The organism is Thermosynechococcus sp. QS41, assembly GCF_031583515.1.
Taxonomy (GTDB): domain Bacteria; phylum Cyanobacteriota; class Cyanobacteriia; order Thermosynechococcales; family Thermosynechococcaceae; genus Thermosynechococcus.
In genome coordinates this window covers 185,564-198,151 of sequence record NZ_CP134181.1, presented here as the reverse complement: position 1 = coordinate 198,151, position 12,588 = coordinate 185,564, and the positions used below count along the sequence as shown (strand labels likewise).

The 12,588-nt window shown below is 55.1% G+C and carries 10 protein-coding genes; 3 read left to right on the top strand and 7 right to left on the bottom strand.

Annotated elements, in window-relative coordinates; translation table 11 throughout:
• Position 1 precedes the first annotated feature (1 nt).
• The 5 genes from RHJ80_RS00915 to RHJ80_RS00895 all read right to left on the bottom strand — a co-directional run bounded on the left by RHJ80_RS00915 (position 2) and on the right by RHJ80_RS00895 (position 7,127).
• Positions 2-832, bottom strand: coding sequence for a Tab2/Atab2 family RNA-binding protein (locus RHJ80_RS00915; protein WP_310437850.1), 831 nt, complete (start codon positions 830-832; stop codon positions 2-4).
• Positions 833-1,008: 176 nt separating this feature from the next.
• A complete protein-coding gene (gene cydB, locus RHJ80_RS00910; RefSeq protein WP_206200665.1) occupies positions 1,009-2,022 on the bottom strand; it encodes a cytochrome d ubiquinol oxidase subunit II in 1,014 nt (337 codons plus the stop codon).
• Positions 2,023-2,033: 11 nt separating this feature from the next.
• Positions 2,034-3,485, bottom strand: coding sequence for a cytochrome ubiquinol oxidase subunit I (locus RHJ80_RS00905; RefSeq protein WP_310801286.1), 1,452 nt, complete (start codon positions 3,483-3,485; stop codon positions 2,034-2,036).
• Between the two features lie 96 nt (positions 3,486-3,581).
• The gene (gcvP, locus tag RHJ80_RS00900) at positions 3,582-6,452 is read right to left on the bottom strand and encodes an aminomethyl-transferring glycine dehydrogenase (protein ID WP_310801285.1); all 2,871 of its coding nucleotides are present in this window, start codon (positions 6,450-6,452) and stop codon (positions 3,582-3,584) included.
• Positions 6,453-6,488: 36 nt separating this feature from the next.
• Positions 6,489-7,127 carry a methyltransferase domain-containing protein gene (locus RHJ80_RS00895; protein ID WP_310801284.1) on the bottom strand — a complete coding sequence of 213 codons (639 nt, stop codon included), beginning with the start codon at positions 7,125-7,127 and terminating at the stop codon, positions 6,489-6,491.
• 147 nt (positions 7,128-7,274) lie between these two features.
• On the opposite strand from RHJ80_RS00895, the gene RHJ80_RS00890 reads away from it, so the two are divergent.
• From RHJ80_RS00890 to ctpA, 3 genes are all read left to right on the top strand, one after another.
• Positions 7,275-8,714, top strand: a complete 1,440-nt coding sequence (locus RHJ80_RS00890) for a TolC family protein (RefSeq protein ID WP_310801283.1) — start codon at positions 7,275-7,277, stop codon at positions 8,712-8,714.
• Positions 8,714-9,577 (top strand): tRNA pseudouridine(55) synthase TruB, encoded by an 864-nt coding sequence (gene truB, locus RHJ80_RS00885; protein WP_310801282.1) that lies wholly within the window; start codon positions 8,714-8,716, stop codon positions 9,575-9,577. Before RHJ80_RS00890 ends, truB begins: the two co-directional genes overlap by 1 nt.
• 65 nt (positions 9,578-9,642) lie before the next feature.
• Positions 9,643-10,881, top strand: coding sequence for a carboxyl-terminal processing protease CtpA (gene ctpA / locus RHJ80_RS00880; protein ID WP_310801281.1), 1,239 nt, complete (start codon positions 9,643-9,645; stop codon positions 10,879-10,881).
• On the opposite strand, the gene gor is transcribed toward ctpA, so the two are convergent.
• Together gor and pipX are read right to left on the bottom strand one after the other, a co-directional pair.
• Positions 10,868-12,253: a glutathione-disulfide reductase gene (gene gor / locus RHJ80_RS00875; RefSeq protein WP_310801280.1), complete on the bottom strand. Its 1,386-nt coding sequence runs from the start codon at positions 12,251-12,253 to the stop codon at positions 10,868-10,870. The two genes, ctpA and gor, sit on opposite strands and share 14 nt — an antisense overlap.
• A gap of 47 nt (positions 12,254-12,300) precedes the next feature.
• Positions 12,301-12,570, bottom strand: coding sequence for a transcriptional coactivator PipX (pipX, locus tag RHJ80_RS00870; protein WP_315863353.1), 270 nt, complete (start codon positions 12,568-12,570; stop codon positions 12,301-12,303).
• Positions 12,571-12,588: the final 18 nt, after the last annotated feature.

Here is a 12,588-nt window from a genome sequence, read left to right as displayed (position 1 = left end):
GCTATTCAAGAGGTTGGAGCAGCCAGAGAGCCGTGTAGGTGGTGTCATTGGGAGTCGGTTGAATGAGAAGAAAGTGCAGACCCTGAGTGGAGCGCAGGCGATCGCGAAACACTTCCCCTGCCCGAGCAATGTCAGTATCTTCAAACGTCAAAAAGACCCAGCGATCGCGCAAGCCGCTGTGCAACACCACCCCACAGGGTTGCCCCGGCACAAACTCCAAACGATAGGGCAGTTGCTCTTGGAACCACCGCGCTAGCTTCAGGGACTTGCGACCGCCATAGAGAATAATTCCCGGAATCAACGTATCGGGAGCCAGCCCCAAAGACTCTGGCAACATTGCCATCTCAAAGGCCAGAATCCGCAGCGGATATTGCATCAGTTGTGCCAAGTCGGGGGGAGTAATTGCTGCAAACTGCCAAGAATCTCCCCAAATATCATCGGGCAGGGGCAATGGCGGCGGCTGCTCAATGGCCAAGGGATCGTAGGCTTCACCGGTGTAGGTTTTCAGGCTTTGGTATTCCTGAGTGCGTTGGCACAGGTAGTGCTTTAGAGCCGGGGTGCGGCGGGTGGCTTCGAGGGGAAGGTTGAGTTCTTGGCAAGCCACTTCCACGAGGCCTAAACTCTGGGGACGAAAAACCTGCACTCGCTGCGGCAGGGGCTGCCCGCAACTTTTAAACTCTGTGGCCAGCCATGAACTGCTCACGAGGGGTTCTGGGCAAAAAGCCGTGTAGTAAAAATTTTCCTCAGGGTCACAAATCACAAGTTCCCACAGATCAAGACCACTGGGGGTACGCAACGGCCGACGGTAAAGGTCAACTTGCCAACAGGACATGGACGGAAATGAGCAGCAAAGGAAGTTAACAGCCTTTTCACAACCATTGAAAGCCGCTAAGCTTGCCGCTAATTCTGCTGATGCGTCCTCAAGCGAGAGAAAAAGGCTATCTGTTGCTATTGTGCCTTGTTTTGCCTCCTCTGCTAGGGTGTTTTAGGCCTGAATTTTTTCAATACCTAGGCCACAACTTTGCCACGAAACACTAAGTAATTGTAGAGATTGTAGGCCAGCATAATTGGAATTAAGAAAGCGACGAAAATCAGCATAAAGACTTGGGCGCTAGGAGAGGCGGCGGCTTCGTAAATGGTGACGCTGGGGGGAATGATGTTTGGAAAAATGACAAAGCCCAAGCCAATAAATGACAGGAGAAACAGTAAAAACGTCCACACTAAGGGCATGACTTCTTCCCGTTTTTGTAAACTACGCAGCAATAGAAAAATCAGCAAGATACCCAAAATGGGAATGGCGGCAAAAATGTAGAACAGCGGTGGCTGAAACAGTTGGGCACGCAGGTGCTCATGGAAAATGGGGGCGCTAATGGTAATCAACACAGCACCGATAAACGTTGTCCAAGCTGCAATCGTGGCCGTGCGGTAGTGGGTTTGCTGCAACTCACCCGTGGTTTTGTAAATCAGATAGGTTGACCCAATCAGCACATAGCCCTGAATCAGCGTCAGTGCCACTAACACCGAGTGCCACGTCAACCAATCCCACATGCCTCCAGCAAAGTGACCCGCAGCATCTACTTTGATGCCCTCAAAAACAGTGCCCACCGCAAAGCCCTGCCCCAAGGCAGCCAAAAAACTGCCAATGCCAAAGGCAAGGTTCCACACCCGTTTATTATTGGCATTCTCGCGAAACTCAAAGGACACTGCCCGCAAAATTAGCCCCACCACCATAATCACTGCGGGTAGGTAAAGGGCATTGAGGATGGTGGCATAGGCCAAGGGAAAAGCACCAAACAGCGACCCCCCCATCAGCACCAACCACGTCTCATTGGCATCCCAAACATTGCCAAGGCTGGTCATGAGGATATTGCGGCGCCGTTCGTTACTGCTGGTGAGAGAAAGAATGCCAATGCCCAGGTCAAACCCATCTAGGAGAATGTAGAGAAAGAGAAACAACCCTAGGATAAAGAACCATACCTGCGGCAAAAAGTGCTCCAAGGGTGCAAGGGGATTCGGTTCCATGGTGTACTCCCTTATTGTTGAGTTTCTAGGGGACGGCGATCCGGTTGGTGCTCCGCTAGTTTGATGCGGATTTCCAGTTCTTCTGCATTGTGCAGCCCCGGCACCGGCAAGGCAACATTGGGGCCTTTTTGGATGATGCGACTGCCGAAGAAGAGGGCAGCAAAGAAGAAAATGGTGTACAGGGCAACCAATCCACTAAGGGAAAAGAGCACCACTTGGGGCGGTAAATTGGAGGCCGCTTCTGCCGTCCGCAACTGGCCATAGACAATCCACGGTTGACGCCCGACACAGCGGACAATCCAACCGGCTTCGACGGCAAGGTATCCCAAGGGTCCTGCAAAGATCCAGCCCCACCAGAGCCACTGGTAATTGCGTAGGCGATCGCCCTCGAGGCCTGTGCGCCACCAGACAAAAACGGTGACGATCGCGAGAGCCGCGAGGTACAGACCAATGGCCACCATCAGGCGAAAAGAATAGTAAATCAGGCCAATCAAATGGGGGCGATCGCTAGCGTTCCACTCCTTCAAGCCCAAGATCGGTGTGTCTAACTGCGGTTTCAACTCCAGTAGGTAGCTCAGCAGGCCGGGAATTTTCACTTCCAAGGTATTTGCTTGGGCGGCCTCATTGGGTAAGGCAATCACACTCCAATCGGCAGGGGTGCCTGCGGGTATTGTTTCCCAGAGGGCTTCCATGGCGGCTAATTTGGCGGGTTGGTAATGATAGACCTGCTCAGCACTGAGGTGGCCAACAAACACCTGTAGCGGTGCAATCACCAAGGCCATCACCAACACCACCTTCAGGGATTTCGTGAAGAAATTGGGCAGGCGATTTTGCAGTAGATACCAAGCACTAATGCCGCCAATAACAAACAGCGAGGTTTCTAGGGTGGCAAAGAACATGTGGAAAAAACTCTTGACCATGAAGGGGTTGGCAATGGCTTGGAAGTAGTCTTGAACGCGGAACTTACCCTCGACAAAGACGCCCCCCGCTGGTGTCTGGAGCCATGAGTTGGCCGAGAGAATCCAGAAGGTGGAGAGGTTCGCACCAAAGGCGACACAGATGGTCGAAATCCAGTGCATCACTGGCGGTACCCGTTGCCAGCCAAAAATCATAATGCCCAAGAAGCTGGCTTCCAGCATGAAGGCCATGGTGCCCTCAAACCCCAAGACAGTGCCGAAGAAATCCCCCACTGCTTCCGAGAAGGGTGCCCAGTTGAGGCCAAATTGAAAGGCCATGGGCAACCCCGAAGCCACGCCAATACCAAAGTTGAGGATGTACAGCTTTGACCAAAAGCGAGCATGGTGATAGTAGGTCAGGTTCTTGGTTTTCAGCCATAGCCCCTCAATGACCACGAGGTAAATGCTCATGCCCGTCGTCAAGACCGGCCAGAGCATATGGAAAATGGCCGTGAGGGCAAATTGCCAACGGGAGAGAACAATGGTATCGAGACTAGCCAAGGTCATAACACCACCCTAGGGGTTGATCTGCCTTACTTTTAGCAACCCCCTTTGAGCGGTGACAAGGAGAATGGCGAACCGCTGCAAAAATTTCAGCTTTGCTTAAGACTCTGGTGAAGTGATGGGCACTGAGCAACTACACACGAGGTGGCGATCGCCATAGGCATTGTCAATGCGGGCAACCGCTGGCCAAAATTTGTACTCCCGCAGCCAAGGGGCGGGGTAGGCAGCCACTTGCCGTGAATAGGGGTAAGGCCATGGCTCTGTGGCCAGCATCAGGGCGGGATGGGGGGCATTTTTCAGGGGGTTTTGCTGGCGATCGCTGACGCCGGCCTCAATTTCAGCAATTTCGGCGCGAATGGCAATCATCGCCTCACAAAAGCGATCCAATTCCGCCTTGGTTTCACTTTCTGTCGGTTCAATCATCAGCGTGCCCGGCACCGGCCAAGAAATGGTGGGGGCATGGAAGCCATAGTCCATCAGCCGCTTGGCAATATCTTCTACCTCAATTCCCGCGGATTTTTTCAGCGGACGCAGATCGAGAATACACTCGTGGGCCACCAAACCGTGGGCACCTTTGTAGAGAACCGGGTAGTAGGGTTCAAGGCGTTTGGCAATGTAGTTAGCATTGAGGATGGCAATTGCGGTGGCGCGTGTCAACCCCACCCCCCCCATCAGGGTAATGTACATCCACGAAATCGGCAAAATACTGGCACTGCCCCAAGGGGCGGCAGTCACCGGGCCAATTTCCGATCCTTGGGGAATCAGCTGCGTGGTTGGCAAGAAGGGGGCTAAATGCGCCTTGACCCCGATGGGTCCCACCCCCGGCCCACCGCCGCCGTGGGGAATACAAAAGGTTTTGTGGAGGTTGAGATGGCAGACATCGGCACCAAAGTCCGCCGGACGGCACAGCCCCACTTGGGCATTCATATTGGCACCATCCATATAGACTTGACCGCCGTAGCGATGGATGATCTCACAAATTTGGCGAATTCCCGTTTCAAAGACGCCGTGGGTCGAGGGATAGGTGATCATCAAGGCCGCTAGGCGATCGCCATAGGTTTCGGCCTTGGCCGCCAGATCTGCCACATCAATATTGCCTTGGGCATCGCAATTGACTGCCACCACCTGCATGCCAGCCATGACCGCACTGGCCGGGTTGGTGCCATGGGCAGAGGTGGGAATCAAACACACATTGCGCTGGCTTTCGCCGCAGCTGTGGTGGTACTGGCGAATTACTAGGAGTCCCGCATATTCCCCTTGGGAACCGGCATTGGGTTGTAGGGAAATGGCATCAAAGCCGGTAATTTCTGCCAGCATTGCCTCTAGCTCACGGAACAGCTGCTGATAGCCTTGGGCTTGCTCAGCCGGGGCAAAGGGATGCAGTTGATTGAATTCTGGCCAACTGATGGGCAGCATTTCCGCCGTGGCATTGAGCTTCATGGTGCAGGAGCCAAGGGGAATCATCGAGGTGGTGAGGGAGAGATCCTTGGCCTGAAGGCGGTGAATGTAGCGCAGCAGGGCGTGTTCGCTGTGGTAGTCCTGAAAGACGGGGTGCTGCAGGTAAGCAGATTGGCGTTTTAGGGTTGGCGGTAGGCGATCGCCCGCGGCAACTGCCGCAGGACTTGTGCCAAAGAGCGCCAGTAAATCCGCCACATCTTGCTCGGTGGTGGTCTCATCGAGGCTGATGCCGACACTGCCATCCTCAAAGTAACGCAGGTTGATTTGGGCTGCTGCTGCCCGCTCCTTGAGCACCTGTACTGGCAGGTTCCCCAAGCCAATGCGTAGGGTGTCAAAAAACTCAGAATGGTAGAGTGGATAGCCCGCTGCTGCTAAGCCTGCTGCTAGGGTCACTGCCCGTTGATGGATGCGCTCAGCGATTTGCCGCAGCCCCGCGGCTCCATGATAGACGGCGTACATACTGGCAACAACTGCGAGGAGAACTTGGGCAGTGCAGATGTTACTGGTGGCCTTTTCGCGGCGGATGTGCTGCTCACGGGTTTGCAGGGCAAGGCGCAATGCTTTTTGACCAAGAGCATCGTGGGAAACCCCCACTAGTCGGCCGGGTAATTGCCGCTTAAAGTCTTCCCGGGTGGCAAAGAAGGCGGCGTGAGGCCCCCCATAGCCCAAGGGCACACCAAAACGCTGGGAGCTGCCGACGGCAATATCTGCCCCCAATTCTCCCGGCGGTGTCAGCAATGTCAAGGCCAGCAAATCAGTGGCCACCGTCACCAAGAGTCCCTGTTCATGGGCAGCGGCAATCAGGGCTTCGGGCGATCGCACCGTACCATCGCTGGCGGGATATTGCAAGAGCAGGCCAAAGGCATTCTCCCAAGGCAATTCACTGGCGATCGGGTCAATGGGCACAATCTCAATGCCAAGGGGCAGGGCACGGGTGCGCAGCACTGCTAGGGTTTGGGGATGGCTATCCTGCGCCACCAAGAAGCGGTTGGCTCCCTTTTGACGGCAGGCATTCAAGCTCAGCGTCATGGCTTCAGCGGCAGCCGTCGCCTCATCAAGGAGAGAGGCATTGGCAATGGGCAAGCCCGTTAGATCGCTGACAAGGGTTTGAAAGTTGAGGAGGGCTTCGAGGCGTCCTTGGGCAATTTCCGCTTGGTAAGGGGTGTACTGGGTGTACCAGCCGGGGTTTTCCAGAATGTTGCGCTGAATCACCGCCGGCGTAATGCAGTTGTAATAGCCCATGCCGATGTAGCTGCGCCAAACTTGGTTTTGCTGGGCAAGGGTGCGTAATTTTTGCAGGGCTGCTGTTTCACTGAGACCTTCACCCAGAGCGAGAGGGCGTTGCAAGCGAATTTCCGGGGGAATGACGGCAGTGATCAGCTCCTTGAGGCTGCCATACCCCAACAGGCTCAACATTTTGGGTAGATCGGTGGGCGTAATGCCAATGTGCCGCGCGACAAATTCGGCATCGGTCTCTAAGTTGATCTCCAGTTGGGGCAGTGAACTTACCATCGCTATCGCACTCGTGTTGTAAATCGTTCATATATCTTAATTCTTTGGGCAGGGTTTGCGGGCATGGAGCACCTGCAAGCTGCGCCCGAGGTGGTAGGTCTGCCGCTCGACAGTGAAGCCCTGTAACCGTAGCTGCTCAGCTAAGTCCGTTTGCAGCAGTTGCCAAGCGGTTTCCGTTTCAAAGAGCCAGAAAAAGAGGGCCATCCCCGGCCAAAAGAGAGGCACTTGGGGACGATGAAAATCAATCAGGGCAAACCAGCCACCGGGCTTGAGAACCCGCCACACTTCCGCCACAATGGCACGCAGTTGTTCCGCAGTCATTTCGTGCAGCGCCATGCTGGTGTGTACCAGATCAAAGGTGGCATCGGCAAAGGGCATCTTCTCCGCAAAGGCTTCCACATAGGTGGCTTGGGGCACGCACTGCCGAGCACGGGCGATCGCCTTCGGGGAAGCATCTAGTCCCGTGACCTGATCAAAGGCTTGAGTTAAGGCTTGAGTGACAATGCCATGGGCACAGCAAAGGTCTAAAACCACGGCACTGCGGGGTAAGTCCAAATCTTGCCAAGCCAACCGATGCAGGCGATCGCTCCCCCCGACCGTTATTGCTGCGAGGGCACTAATGGTGTCGTAGAGCCACGGATATTGATAGCTCCAAGTGCGTAAAATGGTTGCCACAGCGCTGGATCAAGCCTTGAATTTTGCAGAATTGGAACCAGTTGAGTGTCAGTGTACCGCCTTTTGGGTAACGATTCCTTGAGAAAGGACTGTTATAGTCTTATGTGGTAGCGAGAATCCGTAGTTGTAACGGTGTCGGGAGTGAGCATGGGTCAACAATCCATCTGCCAACAAAGCAGTCTGCTGCTGGGGAGCCTTGTGGGGGTCTTGATCACCATGAGCGGGGGGGCGATCGCCCAACCCAACCCTACGGCCACCGATCTCCTGCCCTTCAATCCCAATCCCGATCCCCTCTATCTCCCGAGTCGTCCCGATCAAGTAAAAATTGATTTGGATCGCCCCATTACCCTCAACGAAGCGATTGAACTGGCGCGGCGGAATAATCGCCAACTGCAAATCCTTGAGGCACAACTGCAACAAAGTCGGGCGGTTCTGCGCCAAGCGGAGGCGGCTCTCTATCCCAGCATCTCCTTGCAATTGGGGATTAGTCGCACGGATTCAGCGGCGATTCGCCTGCAAAATGCCCAACTACCACCCCCCTTGCGGCTCAACACCACGAGCAATACTTGGACCAGCACGGTGCAACTGGGCTACAATATTTTCACCTCTGGCCAACGGGATGGCAGTATCAAAGCAGCACAGGAACAGGTGCGCAATGCCGAACTGGATCTGCAGCGAGAATTTGAACAACTGCGGCAGGATGTCACCAATGCCTACTACAACATTCAACAGGCGGAGGCGCTGGTGCGCATTGGCGAAGCAGCGGTACAAAACTCGCAAATTAGTCTACGGGATGCGATCGCCCGCGAACGGGCTGGCTTAGGCACGCAATTCGATGTCCTCACAGCACAGGTACAACTGGCCAATAACCAACAGCAACTCGTGCAAGCCCAAAGCCAACTGCAAACGGCTCAACGCCAACTGGCACAGCTGCTCAGTCTCAATGACAAAGCCAATGTGCGGGCGGCTGACCCCATTCGGGTAGTTGGGGAATGGAAACTCTCTCTTGAGGAGAGCATTGCCTTGGCGTTTCGGAATCGTGTGGAACTGGAACAGCAACTGACACAACGAAATGCAGCACTGCAGCAGCGCCGGGTGGCCTTGGGGAATCTAGGACCGCAGTTGGTGGCCGGCGGAAGTTTTAACACCCTTGATAGCCTCACAGATGGGAGGGCACCCCGTTGGGGATATACCGTTGGGGGTCAAATGAACCTGACCCTCTTTGATGGCGGGGTCTCCCGTGCCAGTGCCGCCCAGCAGGAAAGCGCTGCCGCGATCGCTGAAGCCCAGTATGCCGCCTTTCGCAACTTAATTCGCTTTCAAGTGGAGCAGGCCTACTACACGCTCAAATCCAGTCAGGAAAATATCCGCACCAATGAAGTGGCGGTGCGCCAAGCCACCGAGGGACTGCGCCTTGCCCGTCTGCGCTTCCAAGCAGGGATTGGCACCCAAGCGGAGGTGAGCAATGCAGAAACGGCTCTGATTCAAGCCCAGAGCAACCTGTTGAGTTCTACCATTGACTACAACCGAGCGATCGCTGCCCTGCAACGCTTTGTGAGTGGCTTACCCTTGACGGCAACGCCTTGATGTTTGGTTTTTTGAATCTGAATAAACCCGCTGGCTGCACTTCCCACGACTGCATTAACGAACTGCGAAAGCGGCTGCGGCTCAAGCGCATTGGTCATGGGGGCACATTAGATCCAATGGCCACAGGGGTGCTGCCGATCGCCCTTGGTGCAGCGACGCGACTCCTCCCCTATTTGAGCGATCGCAAGGCCTATATTGGCACGGTGCGCTTTGGCATCACCACAACCACGGATGACATTACGGGTGACATTTGCCAAGAACAATCTGCCAGTCACCTCACCCTTGAGGCCATTGAGGAACAGCTTCCCCAATTCATTGGCCAGATTGAGCAATATCCCCCCGCCTATAGTGCGATTCAAGTGGATGGCCAGCGGCTCTATGCCCGTGCCCGTGCGGGTGAAGTCGTGAGCGTGCCGCCGCGGATTGTTGAGGTGTACAGCATTGATGTCTTAGATTGGCAAGCAGGATACTACCCAGTATTGACCCTGCGCATTACCTGTGGCGGTGGCACCTATATTCGCGCCCTTGCCCGCGATTTGGGGACAGCACTGGGGGTAGGGGGAACGCTGGCAGCCCTGCAGCGGATTGAAAGTGGTGGCCTGAGGATTGAGGAGAGCCATTCCCTAGAAAGCATTTCGCCAGAGCATTTACCACTGCGCCCGCCCCAAGCGGTTCTCTCACATCTACCGTGGCTTGAACTCAATGAAGTACAACTCAACGACTGGTATCATGGCCGCGCCGTGATTGGTGAGGGGCTACCGCCGGCGGAGAGTTTCGTGGGCGTCACCTTTGCCGCTACCTGTGTGGGGATCGGAGTGAGTGGGGGCGATCGCCTGCATCCCAAGGTGGTTCTCAAGGCATAACGGTGTCTTCCGAAACATTTTTCTAGTGCTAGCTTAGGAAAAAGAAGCAATCAGCAGGTGAAGGAATGGGGGTTCGTTGGCTGCAACGTCTCATTTGTTGTTTGGTGGTCTTGGTGGGAGTCTGGGGCATTTTCCCCACTGACTCGGCGATCGCCCTAACGGAGGAACAAAAACTCTTTAATGAGGCATGGCGCATTGTCAACCAAGCCTACGTGGATCCCTCTTTTAATGGCCAAAACTGGTGGCTGGTGCGCGAAAAGGCGCTGAAACGTCCCCTACCCAATCGCGAGGCGACCTATGAGGCCATTCAAACCATGTTGGCGAGCCTAGAGGATCCCTTTACACGGCTACTGCGCCCCGCCCAATTTCGTAGCCTGCAAACCACCACGGCTGGGGAACTCACTGGTGTCGGCTTGCAAATTAGCACTGACCCTGAAACCGGTGTCCTCGAAGTCATTGCCCCGATTGATGGCTCCCCTGCTGCCCAAGTGGGGATTCAACCCCGCGATCGCATTCTTGCCATTGATGGCGTCTCCACCACCCAGCTCAGCCTTGATGAAGCCGCCGAAAGAATGCGGGGAGCCGCCGGTTCTGCTGTGCATTTGTTGTTACAACGGGGCAGTGAAGCTCCTCAAGAAATCACCCTGAAACGGGGACACATTGAGATTAATCCGGTTATGGCTGAGGTTCGCCAAGTGCAGGGACACACCATTGGCTATATTCGCCTTGGTCAATTTAGCGCTATGGCGGCCACAGAAATGCGCAAAGCCATTCAAATGCTAGAGCAGCAGGGAGCAGAGGAGTACATTCTTGATCTGCGCAATAATCCGGGGGGACTGTTGCAGGCGGGGGTGGAAATTGCTCAACTGTGGTTGGATTCGGGGGTCATTGTCTATACCGTCGATCGCCAAGGGATTGTGGATAGCCTCAATGCCAACGGCGGTGCCCTCACCCATGATCCGCTCGTCGTTCTCGTGAATGGCGGAACCGCCAGTGCCAGTGAGATTTTAGCCGCTGCCCTGCAAGATCATGGCCGTGCTCGACTGGTGGGCGATCGCACCTTTGGTAAAGGCTCGATTCAGTCCCTCTTTAACCTCAGTGATGGCTCTGGCCTTGCGGTTACCATTGCCCGCTACGAAACCCCTAATCACCACAACATCAACAAAGTGGGGATTGAGCCAGATCGGCGGGTTCTCGACGCTCCCGAGAGTCTCATGGCTATGGGTACAGCAGCAGATCCCCAATATCTGGCGGCCCTAGAGCTGCTCCACAGTCCGGTGCAAGTGGCCACTAACGCAGGGTGACAAACTCCTCCGCTGTCGAGGGATGAATGGCCATCGTGGCATCAAAGTCCTTCTTGGTGGCGCCCATTTTGAGGGCGATCGCGATCCCTTGAATAATCTCAGCCGCATGATCCCCCACCATGTGGGCACCGAGCACCCACTCCGTATTTTTCTCCACCACCAATTTGACGATCACCTTTTCATCTCGACCCGTGAGACTGTGGTACATCGGGCGAAAGGCCGCACGGTAGATTTTCACATTCTCTTCCCCCAATTTCGCCTTGGCCTGCGCCTCAGACAGCCCCACCGAAGCCGCCTCCGGCTGGGAAAACACCGCCGAGGGAATATTCTCATAGCTGAGGGTGCGCGGTAGATTACCAAATTGCGTATCAGCAAAGGCGCGTCCTTCGGCAATGGCTACGGGAGTGAGGTTGACGCGGTTAGTGCAGTCCCCCACAGCAAAAATGTGTTCTTGATTGGTGCGGTAGTATTCATCCACAGCAATGGCGACAATCCCTTGACTATTGGCCGTAAGATGCACCCCCGCCTGATCAAGACCTAGCCCCTGCAAGTTGGGCGCACGCCCCACGGCACACAGCACCGTATCAACTTTAGTTTCACAGGCTTGCCCCTGCTGTTCGTAGCGAATGCGGATATTGCCCTTCTTGGTGAGCTTCAAGCCCGTAATGTGGCACTGGGGACGGACATCAATGCCGTGGCGAATCATCCCCTCATAGACACCATCTTGAATGTCTTGATCAAAGCCGCGCAGGGGGCGATCGCCCCGCAGAAAGTGAATGACTTCCGTGCCGAGTCCCTGCATAATGCCGGCAAACTCAACACTGATGTAGCCGCCCCCAAGGATAGCCATGCGCTTTGGCTGCTTGGGCAACAAAAACATCTCCCGCGAGGTAATGCTGTGTTCAATGCCCGGCACATTGGGCTTAATCGCTTCGCCCCCGACAGCAATTAAGATTTTCGCCGCTGTCACTCGCCGTTGCACCTGTCCTTGGCGATCCACGAGTTCTAGGGTGTGGGGGTCAGCAAAGCGGGCAAAAAAGGGCAGCAGTTCGACCCCGGCTTTGGCAAGGTAGCTAATGTGCAGTTGGCTGAGGCGATTTACCTCTTGGTTCACTGCTTGAATCAGTCGCTCCCAGTTCAACTTGGCTGCAACGGGGCGCCAGCCATAGCCGACAGCGTCTTCAAAGAGGTGGCTAAACTTGGAGCCATAGACCATGAGCTTTTTAGGGACACACCCCCGAATCACACAGGTACCGCCGACTTTATCCCCTTCGGCAATGGCCACCCTAGCGCCGTAGGAAGCTGCCCGCTTTGAGGCCGCCAAGCCACCGGAGCCGGCACCAATCACAAATAGGTCATAGTCGTAGCTCATCCTTGCTCCCCAAAACCTAGCCTCAGTCTAGCGAAATCTGGATCGGGTTACATGAAGGCTTGGCGATGAATCGCTTGTAGGGCTTGGTATTCAGCAGTTTTGCCAAGACGGCGCAGCGATCGCAACCGCTGTTCAATGAGCATCCGCGCATCGGTGCGACTAATAGACTCAAACACCATCCCTGCCGGCCGTTGGCTGACAATGAAGAACAGCCGCTGTGCATACAACGTGGTAAAAAGTTGCCGATGCTCATCAATAGGGCACACCCCATAAAGCAAGCCAAAGGTGGGGTGATTGAGATACTGCTCAGCGGTCATCGAGGGTTTCATTCGTAG